The sequence below is a fragment of the Thermus brockianus genome (assembly GCF_021462505.1).
GTDB lineage: Bacteria > Deinococcota > Deinococci > Deinococcales > Thermaceae > Thermus > Thermus hydrothermalis.
On the sequence record NZ_JAKEDV010000004.1, the window covers coordinates 77,415 to 95,754 of the forward strand.

The 18,340-nt window shown below is 67.4% G+C and carries 24 protein-coding genes; 10 read left to right on the forward strand and 14 right to left on the reverse strand.

Annotated features, from left to right (window positions below; translation table 11 throughout):
- From LXN00_RS06345 to LXN00_RS06375, 7 genes are read right to left on the reverse strand one after another with little or no spacing between them, the layout of a single operon-like run.
- On the reverse strand, positions 1-810 hold the full coding sequence (locus tag LXN00_RS06345) for a [LysW]-aminoadipate kinase (protein ID WP_234506433.1): 810 nt from the start codon (positions 808-810) through the stop codon (positions 1-3).
- Between the two features lie 9 nt (positions 811-819).
- Complete coding sequence (gene argC / locus LXN00_RS06350; protein ID WP_234506436.1) at positions 820-1,854, reverse strand: N-acetyl-gamma-glutamyl-phosphate reductase; 1,035 nt, start codon at positions 1,852-1,854, stop codon at positions 820-822.
- Positions 1,847-2,692, reverse strand: a complete 846-nt coding sequence (gene lysX, locus LXN00_RS06355) for a lysine biosynthesis protein LysX (protein WP_234506439.1) — start codon at positions 2,690-2,692, stop codon at positions 1,847-1,849. The genes argC and lysX overlap by 8 nt, the downstream gene beginning before the upstream one ends.
- A 51-nt stretch (positions 2,693-2,743) precedes the next feature.
- Entirely contained in the window at positions 2,744-2,908 is a 165-nt protein-coding gene (lysW, locus tag LXN00_RS06360) for a lysine biosynthesis protein LysW (RefSeq protein ID WP_234506441.1), read from the reverse strand.
- Positions 2,902-3,219, reverse strand: a complete 318-nt coding sequence (locus LXN00_RS06365) for a paraquat-inducible protein A (RefSeq protein ID WP_234506444.1) — start codon at positions 3,217-3,219, stop codon at positions 2,902-2,904. Before LXN00_RS06365 ends, lysW begins: the two co-directional genes overlap by 7 nt.
- Before the next feature lie 9 nt (positions 3,220-3,228).
- Positions 3,229-3,720 carry a homoaconitate hydratase gene (locus LXN00_RS06370; protein ID WP_234506446.1) on the reverse strand — a complete coding sequence of 164 codons (492 nt, stop codon included), beginning with the start codon at positions 3,718-3,720 and terminating at the stop codon, positions 3,229-3,231.
- A complete protein-coding gene (locus LXN00_RS06375) occupies positions 3,713-4,963 on the reverse strand; it encodes a 3-isopropylmalate dehydratase large subunit (RefSeq protein ID WP_234506448.1) in 1,251 nt (416 codons plus the stop codon). The genes LXN00_RS06370 and LXN00_RS06375 overlap by 8 nt, the downstream gene beginning before the upstream one ends.
- Positions 4,964-4,985: 22 nt before the next feature.
- Between LXN00_RS06375 and LXN00_RS06380 the strand changes: the two genes are divergently transcribed.
- Both LXN00_RS06380 and LXN00_RS06385 read left to right on the forward strand, forming a co-directional pair.
- A complete protein-coding gene (locus LXN00_RS06380; RefSeq protein ID WP_234506451.1) occupies positions 4,986-5,210 on the forward strand; it encodes a type II toxin-antitoxin system HicB family antitoxin in 225 nt (74 codons plus the stop codon).
- Positions 5,200-5,406, forward strand: coding sequence for a type II toxin-antitoxin system HicA family toxin (locus LXN00_RS06385; protein WP_234506456.1), 207 nt, complete (start codon positions 5,200-5,202; stop codon positions 5,404-5,406). The genes LXN00_RS06380 and LXN00_RS06385 overlap by 11 nt, the downstream gene beginning before the upstream one ends.
- Before the next feature lie 2 nt (positions 5,407-5,408).
- Here the strand turns inward: LXN00_RS06385 and lysS are convergent, their stop codons facing one another.
- The 3 genes from lysS to LXN00_RS06400 form a co-directional block, all read right to left on the reverse strand.
- Entirely contained in the window at positions 5,409-6,539 is a 1,131-nt protein-coding gene (lysS, locus tag LXN00_RS06390) for a homocitrate synthase (protein WP_234506459.1), read from the reverse strand.
- A 144-nt stretch (positions 6,540-6,683) separates the two neighbouring features.
- Positions 6,684-7,475, reverse strand: coding sequence for an isoprenyl transferase (locus tag LXN00_RS06395; protein ID WP_234506461.1), 792 nt, complete (start codon positions 7,473-7,475; stop codon positions 6,684-6,686).
- 42 nt (positions 7,476-7,517) lie between these two features.
- Positions 7,518-8,060 carry an FAD-dependent oxidoreductase gene (locus LXN00_RS06400; RefSeq protein WP_234506464.1) on the reverse strand — a complete coding sequence of 181 codons (543 nt, stop codon included), beginning with the start codon at positions 8,058-8,060 and terminating at the stop codon, positions 7,518-7,520.
- Positions 8,061-8,113: 53 nt separating this feature from the next.
- Between LXN00_RS06400 and LXN00_RS06405 the strand changes: the two genes are divergently transcribed.
- From LXN00_RS06405 to LXN00_RS06415, 3 genes are read left to right on the forward strand one after another with little or no spacing between them, the layout of a single operon-like run.
- Positions 8,114-9,442, forward strand: coding sequence for a PASTA domain-containing protein (locus LXN00_RS06405; protein ID WP_234506467.1), 1,329 nt, complete (start codon positions 8,114-8,116; stop codon positions 9,440-9,442).
- Positions 9,430-9,768, forward strand: a complete 339-nt coding sequence (locus tag LXN00_RS06410) for a YraN family protein (RefSeq protein ID WP_234506470.1) — start codon at positions 9,430-9,432, stop codon at positions 9,766-9,768. Before LXN00_RS06405 ends, LXN00_RS06410 begins: the two co-directional genes overlap by 13 nt.
- Positions 9,769-9,809: 41 nt before the next feature.
- Complete coding sequence (locus tag LXN00_RS06415; RefSeq protein WP_234506473.1) at positions 9,810-11,597, forward strand: menaquinone biosynthesis decarboxylase; 1,788 nt, start codon at positions 9,810-9,812, stop codon at positions 11,595-11,597.
- On the opposite strand, the gene LXN00_RS06420 is transcribed toward LXN00_RS06415, so the two are convergent.
- Positions 11,594-12,535, reverse strand: coding sequence for an HD-GYP domain-containing protein (locus LXN00_RS06420; RefSeq protein ID WP_234506475.1), 942 nt, complete (start codon positions 12,533-12,535; stop codon positions 11,594-11,596). The two genes, LXN00_RS06415 and LXN00_RS06420, sit on opposite strands and share 4 nt — an antisense overlap.
- 2 nt (positions 12,536-12,537) lie before the next feature.
- Positions 12,538-13,155, reverse strand: coding sequence for a DUF4388 domain-containing protein (locus LXN00_RS06425; RefSeq protein ID WP_234506478.1), 618 nt, complete (start codon positions 13,153-13,155; stop codon positions 12,538-12,540).
- Between the two features lie 72 nt (positions 13,156-13,227).
- Between LXN00_RS06425 and trmB the strand changes: the two genes are divergently transcribed.
- Together trmB and LXN00_RS06435 are read left to right on the forward strand one after the other, a co-directional pair.
- Positions 13,228-14,163 (forward strand): tRNA (guanosine(46)-N7)-methyltransferase TrmB, encoded by a 936-nt coding sequence (gene trmB / locus LXN00_RS06430; RefSeq protein ID WP_234506481.1) that lies wholly within the window; start codon positions 13,228-13,230, stop codon positions 14,161-14,163.
- A 20-nt stretch (positions 14,164-14,183) separates the two neighbouring features.
- On the forward strand, positions 14,184-15,266 hold the full coding sequence (locus LXN00_RS06435; RefSeq protein WP_234506483.1) for a MalY/PatB family protein: 1,083 nt from the start codon (positions 14,184-14,186) through the stop codon (positions 15,264-15,266).
- A 24-nt stretch (positions 15,267-15,290) separates the two neighbouring features.
- Here the strand turns inward: LXN00_RS06435 and LXN00_RS06440 are convergent, their stop codons facing one another.
- Positions 15,291-15,755, reverse strand: coding sequence for an Hsp20/alpha crystallin family protein (locus LXN00_RS06440; protein WP_234506486.1), 465 nt, complete (start codon positions 15,753-15,755; stop codon positions 15,291-15,293).
- A gap of 98 nt (positions 15,756-15,853) precedes the next feature.
- Here LXN00_RS06440 and LXN00_RS06445 point away from each other — a divergent pair, with 98 nt between their 5' ends.
- Genes LXN00_RS06445 through LXN00_RS06455 form a run of 3 tightly spaced genes read left to right on the forward strand, consistent with a single transcriptional unit; the run spans position 15,854 to position 17,909 of the window.
- Complete coding sequence (locus tag LXN00_RS06445; protein ID WP_234506489.1) at positions 15,854-16,546, forward strand: sulfurtransferase; 693 nt, start codon at positions 15,854-15,856, stop codon at positions 16,544-16,546.
- Positions 16,543-17,166 (forward strand): MBL fold metallo-hydrolase, encoded by a 624-nt coding sequence (locus LXN00_RS06450; protein ID WP_234506492.1) that lies wholly within the window; start codon positions 16,543-16,545, stop codon positions 17,164-17,166. The genes LXN00_RS06445 and LXN00_RS06450 overlap by 4 nt, the downstream gene beginning before the upstream one ends.
- The gene (locus LXN00_RS06455) at positions 17,154-17,909 is read left to right on the forward strand and encodes a zinc ribbon domain-containing protein (protein ID WP_234506495.1); all 756 of its coding nucleotides are present in this window, start codon (positions 17,154-17,156) and stop codon (positions 17,907-17,909) included. The genes LXN00_RS06450 and LXN00_RS06455 overlap by 13 nt, the downstream gene beginning before the upstream one ends.
- On the opposite strand, the gene LXN00_RS06460 is transcribed toward LXN00_RS06455, so the two are convergent.
- A complete protein-coding gene (locus tag LXN00_RS06460; protein WP_234506498.1) occupies positions 17,906-18,334 on the reverse strand; it encodes an OsmC family protein in 429 nt (142 codons plus the stop codon). The two genes, LXN00_RS06455 and LXN00_RS06460, sit on opposite strands and share 4 nt — an antisense overlap.
- Positions 18,335-18,340: the final 6 nt, after the last annotated feature.

Sequence of the window (18,340 nt, forward strand, 5' to 3'; positions counted from 1 at the left end):
CTAGCGTACCACGGTGCCTTCCCCGGCCAGGGCGCGCCGGATGGGGTTTTCCACCCGGGCGTCGGCGAAGACCACCCGCTTCACCCCGCCCCGCACCGCCTCCACCGCCCCCATGACCTTGCGCTTCATCCGCCCCTGCGCCAGGGCCAGGTACTCGGGGTCCTCCACCCGGTCCACGGGGATTTCCCGCACCAGGCTCCCCTCGTCGGGGTAGCGGGCGAGAAGCCCCGGCACGTTGGAGAGGTACACCAAGGCCTCCGCCTGGTAGGTGGTGGCGAGGAGGGCGGCGATCTGGTCCCCGTCCGTGTTGATGGCCTCGTTCTCGTAGCTTAGGGCGGGTGGGGTGAGCACGGGAAGGTAGCCCGCCCCCAGAAGGAGGTCCAGAAGGGCCCGGTTCACCTCCTCCACCGTGCCCGTGTAGTCCCCGCGGTGGATTTTGATTTTGCCGTCTTCCACGTACTTCACCGCGGTCTTCCTGCGGCCCACAAAAAGCCTCCCGTCCAAACCGGAAAGCCCAATGGCGTTCGCCCCTTCCCGTTGCAAAAGCTCCACCAGGCGCTTGTTCACCAGGCCGCAGTAGACCATCTCAAAGATCTCCAGGGTCCTGCGGTCCGTGAGGCGGCTCACCTGCCCCCCGGGGTGGGTGAGGAAGCGGGGCGGGTGGCCCAAGGCCTCCGCCACCTTGTTGGTCTCGCTGCTCCCCCCATGGACCAGGATGAGCCGCACGCCCTCCCGCCAGAGGGAGGCCGCATCCTTGGCCACCGCCTCGTAGTTGATGCCCTCGGCACCGCCCACCTTGACCACGATCATGGCGCCTCCTTAAGGGTGGAGCCCGGGGAAGTCCAGGCCCAGGGTCTCCGGCCAGCCCATGCGGATGTTGAGGGCCTGGAGGGCGTGGCCGGCGGTGCCCTTCACCAGGTTGTCAATGGCCGTCATGACCACCAGCCTGCCCGTGTCCTCCTCCAGCTCAAAGCCGATGTCGGCGTAGTTGGTGCCCTGGACGAAGCGGGGGTCGGGGTAGCGGTGGACGCCCTTTTTCTGCTTCACTAGGCGGACGAAAGGCTCGGCCCCGTAGGCCTCGCGGTAGGCCTGCCACACGTCCCTTTCGCTCCAGCCGTCCTGCAGGAAGCACTGGGCGGTCATGAGGATGCCCCGAACCCGGTCGGTGGCGATGGCGGTGAGGTGGACCTCGGGGCGGCCCGGGAGGTTTTCCACCACCTCGGCGGTGTGGCGGTGGCCTGTGGGCTTGTAAACCCGGATGGACCCCGCCCGCTCCGGGTGATGGCTCGCCGGGGTGGCCTCGGCCCCGGCGGCGGAGGTGGAGATGAGGAGGGTCACGAAGATGGGGGTGGGCTTGAGCACCCCGCCCTTCAAGAGGGGGTAGAGGCCGAGCAGGGTGGCGGTGGCGTTGCACCCGGCCCCGGCCATCCAGTCCGCCTCCTTAAGGGCCTCCCGGTAAAGCTCGGGCACGGCGTAGACGAAGCGCCCCAGGAGGTCGGGCCGGGGGTGCTCCCCGTAGTACCTGCGGTAGAGCTCCGGGTCCTTAAGCCGGAAGTCGGCGGAGAGGTCTATGAGGATGGGGGCCAGGGCGGCGTAGCGGTCAAACTCCCGGGCCAAGACCCCGTGGGGCAGGGCCAGGACCAGGATGTCGGCGGGCTCCAGCTTCTCCGGGGGGATGAACTTGAGGTTCGTTCTCCCCCTGAGGTTGGGGTGGACGAAGTGCACGGGCTCGCCGGCGAAGCGCCTCGAGGTCACCTGCTTCACCTCCAGGTAGGGGTGGGAAAGGGCCAGGCGCAAAAACTCCCCTCCGGCGTACCCCGAGGCCCCCACGATGGAAACGGTCTTCCTATCCACGGGCCACCTCCCAGGCGTAGCGCAGGATCTCCCCGGGGATGTCCACCCCCGTGGTGTGCACGGAGTTCTTGAACTCCATGGTGTGGTTCACCTCGTTCACCAAAAGCCCCCGCTCGGACTCAAAGAGGTCAATGGCCACCACCCCGCCCCCCACAGCCTCGGCCGCCCGCACGGAAAGCTCCGCGATTTCCTCGGTGAGGGGGCAGTTCTCCGCCTGGCCGCCCCGGGCGGTGTTGGTGATCCAGTGGGGGCTTTTGCGGTAGATGGCGGCGATGGCCCTCTCCCCCACCACGAAGACCCGGATGTCCCGTCCGGGCTTCCGCACGTACTCCTGCAGGTAGAGGAGTTGGTGCTGGAAGCCCCCCAGGACCTCCTTGTGCTCCAAAATGGCCTCCGCCGCCTCCCGGTCCGTAATCTTAGCGAGGAGCCGGCCCCAGCTCCCGATGACGGGCTTGAGGACTACGGGGTAGCCCCAGGCCTCCATGAGCTTTAAGGCCTCTTCGGTGTCCGTGAGGAGGGCGGTCCTGGGCTGGGGCACCCCGGCGCGGGCCAGGGCCACGCTGGTGGCCCACTTGTCCCCGCAGGTTTCCATCACCTCGGGCCGGTTCACCACGGGGATGCCCAGGGCGGTAAGGTAACGGGCCACGGCCAGGCCCCGGCTTTGGCTCACGCACCGCTCCAGGGCCGCCGTGACCCCCTCCAGCTCCTTGGGCCTTTCCCCCAGGACCATGGGCAGGGCGGGAACGTAGACCTTCTTGTAGGGAATGCCCAGGGCCTCGGCCCTTTCAAAGAGCATCTTCTCGTCGGGGCGAATGCGGTCGTACAGGATGGCCAGCATGGTTCAGAAAAGGGGGAAGGCCAGGAAGCCTTCCCCTAGGTCCTCAGGGCCTCACTCGCCCCAGTCCTCCGCCTCCTCGGGGGCGGGCTCCAGGCGCAAGGGGTCTAGCCCCACCACCTCCAGCTCCGCCCCGCAGTCCTCGCAAACCAAAAGCTCGCCAAGCTCCGGGTTCTCCAGGCGAATCTCCGCACCGCACTCGGGACAAGTAGCTACCATTCCTCGTCCTCCTCTTCCACCTCGCTCCAGTCGGGGACAAAGCCAAAGCCGCACTCGGGGCACTGCACCTCTTGGCCCTGGTCCTCCTCGGACACCTCAAAGGTGTAGCCGCAACGGGGGCAGTCCACGAAGAAGCCTTCCAGGCCCTCCTCCGTCACCTCCACCTCCAAGGGGTCCAGGGAAACCACCTCCAAGAAGGCCCCGCAGGCCTCGCACTCCAGGACGTCCCCCACCTCGAGGGTCTCCAGGTCCTCGGCCAACACCACGCTGGCCTCGCCGCACACCGGACAGACGATCTCTAGGTCCTCCATGCCCAAAGTTTACTCCCCCGGGAAGCGCCCGTGCTTCTTGTAGTAGTCCAGGAGCGAACCCTCCTTGAGCGCCTCCAGGAGGAACGGGGGCGGGGGACGGAGGGCGAAGCTCTGGTCGCCCTTCCGCAAAACCCCCCTTTCCAGGTCCAGGTCCACCTCGTCGCCGTCCTCTAGCGCATCCACCACCTCCTCCGATTCAAAGGGAACGATGCCCAGGTTCACCAGGTTGCGGAAGAAGATGCGGGCGTAGCTCTTGGCGATGATCGCCCGTATCCCCAGGCGCTTGAGGGCCTCGGGGGCGTACTCCCGGCTAGAGCCTAGCCCGGCGTTCCGGCCGAAGACCAGGATGTCCCCCGGGCGGACCTCCTGGGCGAACCCGGGCCTTAGGTGGGCGAAGGCAAACTGGTGGAAGCGGTCCTCCCCCACCATGAAGGGGGCGTACTTCCCGGGAAGGATATCGTCCGTGTTGATCTGGTCGCCGAACTTCCACACCCTAGGCATGGGCCACCTCCAGCTCCTCCGGGGTGGTGAGGTACCCGGCCACGGCGCTCGCCGCCGCCACCCGGGGGCTTGCCAGGTAGATCTCGGCGTCCGGGGCTCCCATGCGCCCGCGGAAGTTGCGGTTGGAGGTGGAGACGCACACCTCCCCGGGGGCCAGGACCCCCATGTGCCGCCCCATGCAGGGGCCGCACCCCGGGGTGCCGATGGTGGCCCCGGCCTCGAGGAGGGTGAGAAGGGTGCCGTCCTTGGCCGCCTCCTCCAGGACCTGGCTGGAAGCGGGCACCACGAGGAGCCGCACCCAAGGAGCCACCTTCCTGCCCTTTAGCACCTCCGCCGCCGCCCTCAGGTCCTCTATGCGCCCGTTGGTGCAGGTGCCGATGAAGACCTGGTCCACCCGCTTCCCCTTCACCGCCGCCACCTCGTGCACGTTGTCCACGTAGAAGGGCACGGAAACCCTGGGGGTGAGGGCGGAGAGGTCAATCTCCACCTCCCGGGCGTACTGGGCGTCGGGGTCGGGGTAAAGCCACTCGGGCACCTGGTACATCTCCAGGATCTCCCCGCTCGGCACCACAAGGCCCGCCTTGGCCCCCGCCTCCACCGTGAGGTTGGCCAGGGTCATGCGCTCCCCACGGGAAAGGCTTTCTGCCCCGTCCACCAGGTGGATCTCCACCGCCATGTAGGTGGCCCCTTCCGCGGTGAGGAGGCGGACCATCTCTAGGGCGGCGTCCTTGGCCGTGACCCCTTTAGCAAGCTTTCCCCGGAAGACCACCTTGACGCTCTCCGGCACCTTTAGCCAGGTGCGGCCCGAAGCCGCCGCAAGGGCGATGTCCGTGGCCCCCATGCCCGTGCCGAAGGCCGCCACAGCCCCGTAGGTGGTGGAGTGGGAGTCCGAGCCCACCACGATCCAGCCGGGCTGGGCCAGGCCCTCCTCCACGAGGACCTGGTGGCACACCCCCCGCCCCACGTCAAAGACCCGGATGCCGTGCCGCCTGCCCCACTCCCGGATCTCCTTCTGGGCCTTGGCCACCTCCAGGTTGGCCGCAGGGGCCACGTGGTCTATGACGATGGAAACCCGCTCGGGGTAGCGGGGGGTGGCTTCCAGGTACGCTAGGCGCTTGAAGAAGCTCCCGGCGATGGAGTCCACCACCATCACCTGGTCCACCTCCACCACCACCAGTTCCCCCGCCCGTACCTGGCGCCCTGCCTTGTGGGAGAGGATCTTTTCCGCTAGGGTTAAGCCCATGCCCACCTCCTATAATGAGGGTATGCCCAAGTACACGGCCCTCGTCTACGAGGACCCAGAAAGCCCAGGGTACTGGATCGCCGAGTTCCCCGCCCTACCCCAGGCGCATTCCTTCGGCCAAACTCCCGAAGAGGCTTTGGCCCGTGCCAAGGAAGCCCTGGAACTGGTTCTAACCTTCCTCCGGTCGGAGGGACAACCCCTGCCCGCCGATGTCCAGGTAGCCGAGGTAAGCGTGGATGCCGCCTAGGCCAGAGGAGGTGGCTCGCAAGCTCAAACGCCTGGGCTTTACCGAACGGATGGGTAAAGGGAGCCACCGCCTTTATACGCATCCCGATGGGCGTATGGTGGTGGTACCCTTCCACAGCGGAGAGCTGCCCAAGGGAACCTTTAAGAAAATCCTGCAACAGATAGGCCTCACCGAAGAAGAGTTCCGCCGCCTTTAGGCTCATGCCGTGATCCACTCCCTGAGGATGCGGTCTAGCTCCTCCAAGGTGAGCTGCCCCCGGTCCGCCAAGGCCTTGATGTGCTGGGTGATGCGGTGAAGCTCCTCCTCCCCATAGTGGAGGCCGAGTTCCTCCGCCCGCGCCTTGATGGCGTGCCGGCCCGTGAGCTTGGAGGCGATGATGAGCTTGCGCTTGACCCCAAAGACCTCGGGGGGGTAGGGCTCGTAGGCCTCGGGGTTGATGTAGATGGCCTTGAGGTGCATCCCTGCCTTGTGGCTGAAGGCCGTCTCCCCGGTGATGTAGTTGTTGAAGGGGATCTCTATCCCCACCATCCTGGCCACCATGCGGTCTAGCTCGGGGAGCATCTCCAGCTTGTACTTCCGCCGCACGTACTCGGGCTGCAGGGTGTACATGCGGGCGAGGAACCCGCCTAAGGGGGTGATGCCGTTCCTTTCCCCAATGCCCAGGATGGTGGTGTCCACGTGGGTGGCCCCCGCCTCAATGGCCTCGTAGGCGTTGGCGATGGCGCAACCCGTGTCGTTGTGGCCGTGGAACTCTATGTCCACGTTGGGCCCCACCACCCGCCGCACCTCCCGCACCAAGGCGTAGACCTGCCTCGGGGTGGCCACACCCACGGTGTCCGCCAAGCCCACCCGGTCCACATAGGGGGCGATGGCCTCGTACACCGCCAGGAGGTCGTGCTCGTCCGAGCGGAAGGTGTCCTCGGCGGAGAAGCGCACCTCCACGTGGGGGGCGTGCTCCCGGATGTAGCCGATCACCTCCCGCGCCTCCTCAATGATGCGGGGGATGTCCCGGCCGTGGGCCGCCCGTAGGTACTTGCTGGTGCCGAAGAGGAGGTCAATCCCTTGCACCCCGGTTTCCACCGCCACCTTGGCCGCATCCAGGCGGGTTTGGATGTGGGTCACCACCTTGGCCTTTAGGCCCAAGGAGGCCAAGACTTCCGCATCCTTGCGGGACTGAGGGGAGGCCATGGGGGTGGTGACCTCTATATACTCCACGCCGAACTCGTCCAGGGCCTTGGCGATCTCAATCTTGTCCTCCGTGGAAAAGTTCGCCCGCTCAAACTGCTCGCCTTCCCGAAGCGTAGAGTCTATAATCTTCCATTCCCGCATGCGCCCCTCCCTAAAAAGAAAACCGGCCCGAACTCGGGCCGGGGGATAAGGTACCCTTAGAGGGCTATCCTACCCCCCGGCGGCCGAGTTTTTTCGCACGGGCCAGCATCTTGCCTGTAAGGGTATACGAAGCCCCGCATTTTGTCAACGCCCGAACCGGCGCTCCCGGGCCTGGTAGCTCCTTAGGGCGCGCAGGAAGTCAATCTTGCGAAACTCCGGCCAGAGCACATCGGCGAAGTAGAACTCGGAGTAGGCGGACTGCCAGAGCAAAAACCCCGAAAGCCTTATCTCCCCCGAGGTGCGGATGATGAAGTCGGGGTCGGGAAGCCCGGCGGTGTAAAGCCTTTGGGCGATCTCCTCGGGGGTGAGGGAGGCCGCCACCTGGCCCGGGCTAAGCCCCTTTTCCTCGGCCTCGAGGAGAAGCCTCTTCACCGCATCCACAATCTCTTCCCGCCCCCCGTAGCCCATGGCGATGTTGAGCACCATGCCCTGGTGGTGGCGGGTGCTTTCCTCCAGGCGCTCAAGGGCCCTGAGCACCTCCTCGGAAAACCCCTCCCGCCGCCCGATCACCCGCACCTGCACCTGGTGCTCCAGGATCCGGTGGTCCTCCGCCATCCTTTCCGCCTCCCGCACGAAGAGGCGCATGAGCTCCTCCACCTCCTCCGGGGGGCGGTTGAAGTTGTCCGTGGAGAAGACCCAGACGGTAACCGTCCTGATGCCCATCTCCAGGCACCACTCCAGGACCTCGTAGGCCTTGTGCACCCCGAACTCGTGCCCCTTGGTGGGGGAAAGCCCCAAGGCCTTGGCGTAGCGGCGGTTCCCGTCCAGGATGAGGCCCAGGTGCCGGGGCATGGGCCCCCCCTTCACCTCCTTCAGGAGGCGGCGCTCGTAGTACCAGTAAAGGGGGCGGGTGAGGGAGAGGAGGCGCCGGAGCATACCTTCCCCACCCTACGGGGGAAGGATGAGAAAGGGAAGGCCCTACTTGGCGTGGTCCTTGTAGGGCTCGCCCCGCAGGTCGGAGATGAGGTGCACCGCCACGTAGGCCCCGTCCCCGGCGCTCACGATGGCGTGGCCCGGCACCTTGCCCCGGGCCACCCCGGCGGCGTAGACCCGGGGGTAGCTGGTGCGCCCCCCCTCGTCGGTGTCAATGAAGGTGCCCTTGCGGTTAAGGCCCAGGAGGGAGGGGAGGGTGGGGTCTTTGTGGGTGCAAAGGAGAAGCCTTTCCGCCTCCACCACGCCCTCCTCCGTCTCCACCTCAAACACCCCGCCCAGGTCCCTGACCCCCTTCACCACCCCCCGGCGCACCTCGGCCCCGTAGCGCTCGGCGTGGGCCCTCAAGCGGGCGAGGAGCTCTTCTCCCGAGGGCTCGTCCAGAAGCCCAGGGTAGTTGGGCACCTGGCTCACCTGGAGGACCTGGGAGCGCCCGCCATCCAGAACCAAGGTCTTCAGGCCCGCCCGGGCCAGGAAAAGGGCCGCAGAAAGGCCCGAAGGTCCACCGCCCACCACAAGCACGTCCCACATAACCCTTTAGAGTATACGGGGCGGGGACAAGTGGGGGGTATAATCGGCGGCGCATGGTCTTGGACGACCGCTACCCGGTGCTGGAAACCTTGGAAAGCCGGGAGGGCATCACCCTCTACCGGGTGGAGGGCGGGCTCGTCTTTTTCTTTGACGTGAAGACCCCCGAGGACAAGGAGCGCTTTTACCGCTACCGGGCGGCCCTAAGGCGCCTCATGGAGCTGGGGCTCCTCGAGGCCCACGTCTCCGCCAAACCCGGCCGCCACTACGCCTTCTTCCCGGAAAAGCCCCTTTCCCGCAAGGCCCCGCCCAAGAAGGCCCTGGAGGCCCTGGCCCCCTTGGGCTTCGGCCGGGAGCACCTGGCCATGGCGGAAGACGGCGTCGCCTACCTCGCCCCCTGGCCCCTGGGGAAAAAGGCTTCCTCCCTCACGCCCGGGCGAAGGCCCCGCCTCCTGGGGGTGGCCCCCGGGGTCTTCCTCCTCGCCCTAGGGGTTTTCCTCCTCTCCCAAGGCCTCTACCGCTACTTCAACCCCCCCGAGTACACCGTCCCCGACCTGGTGGGCAAAAGCGCCCGGGAAGCCTTCCTCCTCCTGAAGGACACCGGGCTAACGCTCGCGGTGGAAGAGGGGAACGACCCCACCAAGCCCAAGGAGGTGGTCCTGGCCCAAGACCCCCCGCCCGGCACCCGCTTAAGGGCCGGCCGGACGGTGCGCCTCACCCTCAACCAGGCGCGGCTGAACCCGGTACCCGAGCTTTTGGGCCTTAGGCGGGAAGAGGCGGAGGCCAGGCTTAGGGCCCTCGGCTTCCGGGTGGAGGGGATAGCGGAGCTCCCGAGCCCAGAACCCCTAGGCACGGTCCTCGCCGCCTTCCCCCCGGCCGGCACCCCCTTGGCCCCGGGGGGCGGGGTGCGGCTCCTCCTCTCCCAGGGGGCCCCCTCCGGGCCCACCTGGCCCTTGCCCCGCCTGGTGGGGCTTTCCCGCAAGGAGGCCCTCTTCCTCCTCAACGCCGCTGGGCTCAAGGTGGAGGTGGAGGAGGTGCCCTCCGGCGCCCCCCAGGACACGGTGATCGCCCAAGAACCCGCCCCCGGCACCCCCATGCCCGAAGGGAGCGGGGTGCGCCTCCGGGTAGCGGTCCGGGGCGAGGTGCTCCTGCCCCCTTCGCCTCCCCCTGGGGCGGAAAGGAGCGTTTCCTTGGCCCTAGACCTCCCGCCGGAAGCGGAGGGACGGGAGGTGCGCCTGGTCCTTTTGGACGGAAATGGGGAACGGGTGGTCTACGAGGGGATAGGCCAAGCGGGGCTTAGGCTTGAAGGCACCTACCCCGTGCGAGGGGAGGCCCGTTTCCGGCTCTACCTGGACGGGGTCCTCTTCCAGGAGTGGGCGCCGTGAAGGGGCGGTGGGCGGAGGAGGCGGCCTTGGCCCACCTCCGGCAAAAGGGCTACCGGCTCCTTGGGCAAAACCGCCGCACCCCCTTCGGGGAGGTGGACCTTTTTATGGAAAAGGATGGGGTTTACGTGGTGGTGGAGGTGAAGCAACGGCGCACGGACCGCTTCGGCACCCCCCTCGAGGCCCTCACCCCTAGGAAGCTTTCCCGCCTCCTCCAAAGCGCCCGCTACCTCCTCGGACGGGACGACCTCCCCGTGCGCCTGGAGGCGGTCTTGGTCCACGGAAGCCCCGAAGCCTTCCGGTTGGAGCACCGGGTGTTGGAGGTCTAGGCCCCTTTTGGCCCCTTGGGGCTTTGGGTAAGCTTAGGGGCGTGTTCAGGAACCTGAGGGCCTACCTGGAAGCCCTGGAGGCCCGGGGCGAGCTTAAGCGCATCCGGGTCCCGGTGAGCGCCGAGCTGGAAATCACCGAGATCGCCGACCGGATGGTGAAGCAAGGCGGCCCTGCCCTCCTCTTTGAGCGGGTTTTGGAAAAGGACTTTCCGGTGGCCATCGGCCTCTTCGGCACCCGGGAGCGCACGGCCTTCGCCCTGGGGGTGGAGGACCTGGACGCGCTGGCCAAGAAGGTGGAGGCCCTCCTGGCCCTGAACCCGGGCAAGGGGGGGCTTTCCGCCCTCATGGGGCTTCTCCCCAAGCTCCCCCTCCTCAGGGGCTTTTTCCCCAGGCGGGTGCGCCGCGCCCCGGTGCAGGAGGTGGTCTATCGGGGCGAAGCGGTGGACCTAAGCCGCCTCCCCGTCCTCAAGTGCTGGCCCCTGGACGGGGGGCCCTTCCTCACCCTGCCCCTCGTCATCACCAAGGACCCGGAGACGGGGGAGATCAACCTCGGCATGTACCGCATGCAGGTGCTGGACCAAAGGAGCACCGCCATGCACTGGCAACTCCACAAGGTGGGCCGGCGCCACCTGGAGAAGGCCAAAAAAATGGGGAAAAAGCTGGAGGTGGCCGTGGCCCTTGGGGGGGACCCGGTCCTCACCTACGCCGCCACCGCCCCCCTTCCTCCTCTGCCCGGGGTGAGCGAGTTCCACCTGGCGGGCTTCCTCCGGGGGGCTCCCCTGGAGCTCGCCCGGGGGGTCACGGTGGACCTCCCGGTGCCGGCGGAGGCGGAGTTCGTCCTCGAGGGCTACATTGACCCGGAGGAGCCCTTGGTGGAGGAAGGCCCCTTTGGCGACCACACGGGCTTCTACACCCCCGTGGACCTTTACCCCCGCTTCCACGTCACCGCCCTCACCCACCGCAAGGGAGCCATCTACCCCGCCACCATCGTGGGGGTACCCCCCATGGAGGACGCCTACCTCATTGAGGCCACGGAAAGGCTCTTCCTCCCCGCCCTGCGCCTCGTGTTGCCCGAGGTGGTGGACTACCACATGCCCCCCGAGGGAGTGGCCCACAACTGGGTGAACGTGAGCCTAAGGAAGGCGTACCCGGGCCAGGCCTACAAGGTGGCCTACGGGATGCTGGGCCTCGGACAGATGATGTTTGCCAAGGTCATTGTGGCGGTGGACGGGGAGGTGCCCGTGAAACCCGGCTTCGCCGCCCTCCTGGAAGCCCTAAAGCACGCCCTCCCCGGCCGCGACACCCTCCTCCTCCGGGGCCCCGTGGACGTCCTGGACCATAGTGCCCGCGCCTTCGCCTTCGGGGGGAAGCTCTTCCTAGACGGCACGCGCAAGCTCCCCGAAGAAGGAGGAGAGGTGCCCTTCACCCCCAAGGCCCACGCCGCCCTCCCGGAGGACCCGGAGGCCCTCGCCCAACGGCAGTGGCCGGGGCTTTGGGGGGTGGCCTTGGAGAAGAGGCGGCCCCACCAGGCCTGGGAGGTGGCGGAAAGGCTCCTAAAGGCACCCCAAAGCGCCGGCATCCGCCTCCTCCTCCTCGCAGACGCCGACACCGCCCTGACCCCGGAAGAGCTCCTTTGGGCCGTGCTCAACAACATTGACCCCGAGCGGGACGCCCGGGTGATGCCCGGGGTGGAAGGCCCCGTGCTGGTCCTGGACGGCACCCGGAAGCTCCCCGAGGAGGGCTTCCAGCGGGTCTGGCCCGAGCGGATCCGCATGGACCCCAAGGTGCAGGCCCTGGTGGAGGCCCGCTGGGAGGAGTACGGGCTTTAACGCAGGGCGCGGTTTCGCAAAAGGGCGCTCCTAAAAGCCCGCACCACTTCCTGGGAAAGCCGGCCCTGGTCCGCTTCCTTCCTCAGGGCTTCCAGGGCCTCCTCTGGCCTTGCCGGGTGGCGGTAGGTGCGCACGCTGGTAAGGGCATCGTAGATGTCGGCGACGGCCACCGCTTGGACCAAAGGGGGCACCTCGGTGATCCCGTCCGGGTAGCCGGAGCCGTCCAGCTTCTCGTGGTGCCAGCGCACGTAGGGGCGGAGGCGGGGGTAGGCCCTGAGGGGCTTCAGGATCTCGTCCCCCTTCACCGGGTGCTCCCGGATAAGGCGCCACTCCGCCTCCGTGAGGGTGTAGCCGCCCCGCAGGATGTGGTCGGGAATGGCGATCTTCCCCACATCGTGCAGCAAAGCCCCCAGGTAGAGGTCCCTACGCTCCTCCTCCCGGGCACCCAGCTCCTCCGCCGTCCAAAGGGCGTAGCGGGCCACCCTTTCCCTGTGGCCGGCGGTGTAGGCGTCCTTCATCTCCACCGCCCGCATGAGGGCGAGCAGGGTGCGCTCCAGGTCCTCCAGGCGTTCCTGGAGGCGCCGTCTTTCCAGGTGCCCCTTGACCCTAAGGCGGAGTTCCGCCAGGTCCACGGGCCGGTTTAGGAGATCGTCCGCCCCCGCCTCAATCCCCTTTAGCCGCATCTCCCGCTCGCCGTCGGCGGTGAGGAGGATGACGGGAAGGAGCGGGTCTTGGGACTTGACCCGCCGCGTGAGCTCCAGCCCGTCCATCACGGGCATATGGAGGTCGGTGAGGACCACGTGGGGCAAGCCATCCCTGAAAAGGTCCAGGGCCTCCTGGCCATTCCTGGCCTCCACCACCTCCACCTCCAAGGGGGCTAGGGCCCGCATGAGGAGGCGGCGCTGCACCGGGTCATCGTCCACCACCAAGAGGCGCATAGCTACCCCTTTCGGTTCCACAGGCCTCTAAGCTGGGCCATCAAGCCCCGAGCAAGTTGACCCCTTTCCTGGCCCTCAAGGCGCTCCACCATCCCCAAAAGCTGAAGCCGATATAGGTAGAGGCGCACGTGGTCCAGGGGTAGCTGGAGCTTTTGCGCGAGCTCCTGCGCCGAGGCGCCTCGCTCCAGGTGGGGAAGGGCTTGACAGAAGAACTCCTTAAAACGGGGGTCCTTGGGAAAGTTTCCCGCCGCCTGGAAAAGGGCCTCGGGGTGGGGCAGGAATGGCCGGTACCGCTCTAGCTCGTCTTGGAGGGTGATAAAGCCCAAGAGCACCTTCTCCACGGGCAGATTTAAGCGCACCTTGTGGGAAGGCCTTGCCCCCGGCAGGAACTCAAAGCTCCCCTCCCGGGCGGAAAGCAGGGCTTGAAGGGTTGCCTTGGCCGCCACGGGATCCAGGGGCTTGCCGTTTTGGTCCACGGAGCGGATAAAGCCCGGCTTGAGGTACAGGGTGGTGGCGGGCATCCCCTTGAGGTTCCAAATCTCCAAGGCCCCCTCCTTGTGGGAAAGCATCTGCAAAATTTCCTCCAGGGGCAGGGAATTGAGGCTTCCAAATAGGGCCATGGGCACCTCCTCTAGCCTCACCCTAGGCCCGGCCTGTGAAAGGGGTTTGAAAGCCCTGTATAATGCCCCCTCGTGCTGGTGCGCCCCGCCCTCCTCCCCACCTGGCCGCCCGCTCCCCGGGACCTCTTCGGGCGGGAAGGCCCCTTGGCCTTGGAGATCGGCTTTGGGGATGGGCGCTTCACCCTGGAGTACGCCCTGGCCCGTCCGGGTTGGCTCGTCCTGGGGGCCGAGGTTTCGGCGGCGAGCGTCCTCAGGGCCTACAGGAGGATGCGCCGCTTTGGTGTGGAAAACGTGCGCCTTTATCACGGGGAAGGCCCCTTCGCCCTAAGGAACCTGGTGCCCCCGGGAAGCCTGCAGGAAGTCATCGTGAACTTCCCCGACCCCTGGCCCAAGAAGCGGCACCAGGAAAGGCGCCTTCTCCAGGAAGGCTTTTTCCGCAGGCTTTCCACCCGGCTTCGGGAAGGGGGAAGCCTCCTCCTCACCACGGACCACGAGGCGTACTTCCGCTTCGCCCTCGAGGAGGCGGCCAAGACGGGGCTTTACCGGGTGGAGGTGAAGCCGCCCCCCGAGGCCCACCTGAGGACCAAGTACGCCCTCAAGTGGCGGGAAGCGGGGCGCCCCTTCTTCCACGCCGTCTTCACCAAGGTGGGGGAGGACCCCACCCCTTGGCCCCCCATAAGGAGGTACGCTGTGGCCCACGCCCTCTTGGAAGGAAGCCTGCCCGAGGCCCTGGAGCTAGGGAAAACCCCCGTGCCGGTGCCGGGCGGGGTGGCGGTGTTTTTGGAAACCGCAAAGGGAGAAAAGGGGTTTTATGTCCTCACCCACCTCGAGGAGGAGGACCTCACCCAAGACCTCCTCCTGGAGGTGCGGCCAAGCGCCCACGGCGTCTACGCCGGGGTGAGCCGCTTTGGAAGCCCCCTCATCACCGAGGGGGTGAAAGGGGCGGTGCGGGCCCTGGTGGAAAGGCTAAAGGCCCTGGGGCTCAAGGTGGTCCAGGACCACACCTAGGCCCCGGGTAAGATAAACCCATGACGCTACCGCCCCGCAAGGACTCCCTGAAGTGGAGCGCCTACCCCGAGGACGTGTTGCCCCTGTGGGTTGCGGACATGGACTTCCCCGTGGCCGAGCCCATCGTGCGGGCCCTGAAGGAGCGGGCGGAGGGGTTTTTGGGCTATCCGCCCCGGGAAGGGGACCCCGAGCTCAAGGCCCTCCTCCTGGAACAGACGGGCCTGCAAGGGGAGGTGGCCTTCATGCCCGGGGTGGTGGTGGGGCTTTACGCCGCCGTGGCCGCCTTCACCGCCCCTGGCCAAGGGGTCTTGACCCAGCTTCCCATCTACCCCCCCTTCCTCGCCGCCATCCGCGAGCAGAAGCGCACCCTTCTCGCCAACCCCTTGCGGGAAACGGAGGAGGGCTACCGCCTGGACCTTCCCGGCCTAGAGCGCCTCGCCTTCGCCAGCCGCCTCCTCCTCTTCTGCCACCCGCAAAACCCCACGGGCCGGGTCTTCACCGAGGAGGAGCTTGCCGCCCTCGCCGCCATCGCCCGCAGGCACGACCTCATCGTGGTTTCCGACGAGCTCCACGCCCCCCTCACCTACGAAAGGCCCCACGTGCCCCTGGCCCGCTTCCTCCCCGAGCGCACCCTCACCCTCCTGGGCCCGGGCAAGGCCTACAACCTGGCGGGGCTACCCCTGGGGGCCGTGGTGGGGCCCAAGCCCCTGGTGGAGGCCCTGAAGCGCCACCTCCCCCATACCTTCCCCAACGTCTTGGCCATGGCCGCCTGGAAGGCGGCCTTGCGGGAAGGGGAGCCCTGGCTCCGGGAAATCCTCGCCCGCCTTAAGGCCAACCGGGAGCGGGTGGCGGCCTGGGCCAGGCGGGTGGGCCTAGGGCACTTCCCCCCTGAGGGCACCTACCTGGCCTGGATAAAGACGGAAATCCCCAAGGCCGCCGCCTTTTTCCTCCAGGAGGCCCGGGTGGCGCTAAACCCCGGGGAGAGCTTCGGGGAAGGGTACGACCGGTACGTGCGCCTCAACTTCGCCACCTACCCCGAGGTGTTGGAAGAGGCCCTAAGGCGCCTGGAAGGGGCCTTGAAAGCTAAAAACCCCCAGGACTAGCCTGGGGGTTAGCCCTTTAGGCCCTTACTGGACCACCTGGATGGGGATCCGCTTGGCCCGGGCCTCCGCCACCTTGGGCAGGGTGAGCCGGAGGATGCCGTGGCGGAACTCCGCCTTGGCCTCGTCCCCCTTGACCTCCACGGGCAGGGTAAAGGTGCGCACGAAGGAGCCGTGGGGGATCTCCTGGAGGTAGTAGCGGCGCACCCCCACGTCCTGGGCCGGCTTCACCTGGCCCCGGACGGTGAGCTTGTTGCCCTCGAGGCTCACCTCCAGGTCCTCGGGGGCAAGGCCCGGCACCGCCATCTCCAGGACCAGGGCCTCGTCCGTCTCGTAGAGGTCCGCGGGGGCCACGTAGGCCACAGCGGGCCGGCCCAAGTCGCCCAAGACCTCCTCAAAGAGCCGGTTGGCCTCTTCCAGGAGGGAGAAGGGGCCCCAGGTCCTAAAGGGCGTGATCTCCAGAGGGCGAGCGTCCCTACGCACCAGGGCCATACGCATCACCTCCGATTACGCTTATATCACCTGCGCCTCCTTTTGTCAAGTATCCTCATCCGGAAGCGCCTACCCTTGCGTCCCCTATAATCAAGGGCATGAAGCTTCCCCAAGGCGCCGTTTTGGTGGACACCCGACCCCGGGCCGCCTACGAGGCGGGGCACCTGCCGGGGGCCCGCCACCTGGACCTCTCCGCCCCCCGGCTCCGCCTGCGGGAGGAGGCGGAGCTGAAAGCGCTGGAGGCGGGCCTCACCGAGCTTTTCCAAAGCCTCGGCCTCCAAAGCCCCGTGGTCCTCTACGATGAGGGCCTCACCAGCCGGCTTTGCCGCACCGCCTTCTTCCTGGGCCTGGGGGGCCTCGAGGTGGAGCTCTGGACCGAGGGGTGGGAGCCCTACGCCACGGAAACGGAGGAACCCAAACCCGAGCGCACCCAGGTGGAGGCCCGCCTAAGGCGGGACTGGCTCCTCACCGCCGACGAGGCCGCCCGCCACCCCCTCCTCCTGGACGTGCGAAGCCCCGAGGAGTATCAGGGGAAGGTCCACCCCCCCTGCTGCCCCCGGGGCGGGCGCATCCCCGGAAGCCGGAACGTTCCCCTAGAGCACTTCCTCAACCCTGAAGGCCTTCTAGAGCGGCTCGGCCTGGAGCCCGGGCAGGAGGTGGGGGTCTACTGCCACTCCGGGGCCCGGAGCGCCGTGGCCTTCTTCGTCCTGCGGAGCCTGGGGGTAAGGGCCCAGAACTACCTGGGCTCCATGCACGAGTGGCTGCAGGAGGGGCTACCCACGGAACCATGAGGGCCCACCGCCTGGTCCTAGGCCCCTTGGCGGCGAACGCCTACCTGGTGGAAACCCCCGAGGGGGCGGTCCTCATAGACCCGGGGGACGAGCCCGAGAGGATCCTGGCCCTCCTCGCCCAAACGGGCCTCGCCCCAAAGGCCATCCTCCTCACCCACGCCCACTTTGACCACGTGGGGGCCGTGGCCCCCTTGGTGGCCGCCTTTGGCCTACCCGTCTACCTCCACCCCCTGGACCTTCCCCTTTACGAGCGGGCGGCGGAAGCGGCGCAAGCCTGGGGCTTCGCCATCCCCAAACCCCCCTTGCCCGTGGAGCCCCTGGCGGAGGGGATGGAGCTTTTTGGCCTCCAGGTCCTCCACCTCCCCGGGCATAGCCCTGGGCACGTGGCCTTCCTGGACCCCAAAGGCCAAGCGGTCTTTTCCGGGGACCTCCTCTTCCGGGGAAGCATCGGCCGCTACGACCTTCCCGGAGCCGACCCCCAGGCCCTCTTCGCCTCCCTAAAGCGCCTTCTCGCCCTTCCCCCGGACACCCAGGTCCACCCGGGGCACGGGCCCTCCACCACCCTGGGCCTCGAGGCCCGCACGAACCCCTTCCTCACGGGGTTAGAATGGGAAGCGTGAACGGGCCGGACGCTCCCCACAGGGGACAACATGAGGCGCTCAAGGCCCTCTTCGGGCTCCAAGAGAAGGATTTGGAAATAGATAGGCTCCAGCAAGAAGCGGAAAGCCTCCCCGAGGAGTTGCTTTCCGTAAAGTCCCAGGTGGAAGCCCTGGAAAGGGAACTGGAGGACCTGCTGGAGCGCCAGGCGGAGCTACGGAAGGAGTACAACCGCCACAGCCTGGACATAGAGGACCTCACCGCCAAGGAAAAGCAGGCGGAGGCCGAGCAGCGCCAAGCGCAAAGCGCCCGGGAGCAGACCCAGTACGAGAACCGCATCCAGCAGATCAAGGACCGCATCCGCGAGCTCCTGGAGCTCTCCACCCCCATCATGGAGGCCATGGAGAACCTGGAGGCCGAGATCGCCCGCTTGGAAGCCGAGCTCGCCCAGCTTAGGCCCAGGCTGGAGGAACTCCTGGAGGCCAATCGGGTGCGGGTGGAAGCCCTTAAGGCGGAAATACAGGCCAGGCTAGAGGAACGGGCGGCCTTGGCCCAAGGCATCCCCGCCCCCGTCCTCAAGGAGTACGAGGCCATCCGCCGGGCCCGCAAGGGCATGGGGATCGTGCGCATGGCCCGGCAGGGCCAGGTCTTCCGCTGCGAGGGGTGCAACGTGGTCCTCCCCACCCACGTGGCGCAAAAGGTGATCCAGGGGCAGCTCACCCGCTGCCCCTCCTGCGGCCGCCTCCTCTGGAAAGGGGAGGCCTAGACCAGCCTGGCCTGAAGGGTAATCTCCTTCACCGCCGCCAGAGCCCGGGAGACGGGGCAGCCTTCCTTGGCCGCCTGGGCGATCTCTTGGAACTTCTCGGGACTAATCCCGGGCACCTCCGCCTCGGTCAAGAGCTCAATCCGGGTGAGGGTGGGCTTTCCTTCCACCATCTCCAGGTGCACCCGGGCCTCGGTGGAAACCCGCTTGGGGGGGAAGCCCTCCCGCTCCAGGCTGGCGGCCAAGGCCATGGAGAAGCAACCCGCATGGGCTGCGGCGATGAGCTCTTCCGGGTTCGTGCCCTCCCCCTCCTCAAAGCGCGAGGGGAAGGAATAGGGCCCCTCAAAGGCCTGGCTCTGGAGCCGCATGATACCCTTGCCCTGACGGAGACCGCCTTCCCATACCGCATTCGCTTGGCGCACCGGCATAGCTTT

Coding starts and splice junctions, on each gene's coding strand:
- lysW (WP_234506441.1), bottom strand. CDS start 2,908: ATGGTAGCTACTTGTCCCGAGTGCGGTGCGGAGATTCGCCTGGAGAAC.
- lysS (WP_234506459.1), bottom strand. CDS start 6,539: ATGCGGGAATGGAAGATTATAGACTCTACGCTTCGGGAAGGCGAGCAG.
- LXN00_RS06450 (WP_234506492.1), top strand. CDS start 16,543: ATGAGGGCCCACCGCCTGGTCCTAGGCCCCTTGGCGGCGAACGCCTAC.
- LXN00_RS06425 (WP_234506478.1), bottom strand. CDS start 13,155: ATGGCCCTATTTGGAAGCCTCAATTCCCTGCCCCTGGAGGAAATTTTG.
- LXN00_RS06395 (WP_234506461.1), bottom strand. CDS start 7,475: ATGCTCCGGCGCCTCCTCTCCCTCACCCGCCCCCTTTACTGGTACTAC.
- LXN00_RS06380 (WP_234506451.1), top strand. CDS start 4,986: ATGCCCAAGTACACGGCCCTCGTCTACGAGGACCCAGAAAGCCCAGGG.
- LXN00_RS06435 (WP_234506483.1), top strand. CDS start 14,184: ATGACGCTACCGCCCCGCAAGGACTCCCTGAAGTGGAGCGCCTACCCC.
- LXN00_RS06385 (WP_234506456.1), top strand. CDS start 5,200: ATGCCGCCTAGGCCAGAGGAGGTGGCTCGCAAGCTCAAACGCCTGGGC.
- LXN00_RS06345 (WP_234506433.1), bottom strand. CDS start 810: ATGATCGTGGTCAAGGTGGGCGGTGCCGAGGGCATCAACTACGAGGCG.
- LXN00_RS06370 (WP_234506446.1), bottom strand. CDS start 3,720: ATGCCTAGGGTGTGGAAGTTCGGCGACCAGATCAACACGGACGATATC.
- lysX (WP_234506439.1), bottom strand. CDS start 2,692: ATGCTGGCCATCCTGTACGACCGCATTCGCCCCGACGAGAAGATGCTC.
- LXN00_RS06420 (WP_234506475.1), bottom strand. CDS start 12,535: ATGCGCCTCTTGGTGGTGGACGATGACCCGGTGCAGCGCCGCCTCCTC.
- LXN00_RS06405 (WP_234506467.1), top strand. CDS start 8,114: ATGGTCTTGGACGACCGCTACCCGGTGCTGGAAACCTTGGAAAGCCGG.
- LXN00_RS06365 (WP_234506444.1), bottom strand. CDS start 3,219: ATGGAGGACCTAGAGATCGTCTGTCCGGTGTGCGGCGAGGCCAGCGTG.
- LXN00_RS06400 (WP_234506464.1), bottom strand. CDS start 8,060: ATGTGGGACGTGCTTGTGGTGGGCGGTGGACCTTCGGGCCTTTCTGCG.
- LXN00_RS06375 (WP_234506448.1), bottom strand. CDS start 4,963: ATGGGCTTAACCCTAGCGGAAAAGATCCTCTCCCACAAGGCAGGGCGC.
- LXN00_RS06440 (WP_234506486.1), bottom strand. CDS start 15,755: ATGGCCCTGGTGCGTAGGGACGCTCGCCCTCTGGAGATCACGCCCTTT.
- LXN00_RS06445 (WP_234506489.1), top strand. CDS start 15,854: ATGAAGCTTCCCCAAGGCGCCGTTTTGGTGGACACCCGACCCCGGGCC.
- LXN00_RS06460 (WP_234506498.1), bottom strand. CDS start 18,334: ATGCCGGTGCGCCAAGCGAATGCGGTATGGGAAGGCGGTCTCCGTCAG.
- LXN00_RS06455 (WP_234506495.1), top strand. CDS start 17,154: ATGGGAAGCGTGAACGGGCCGGACGCTCCCCACAGGGGACAACATGAG.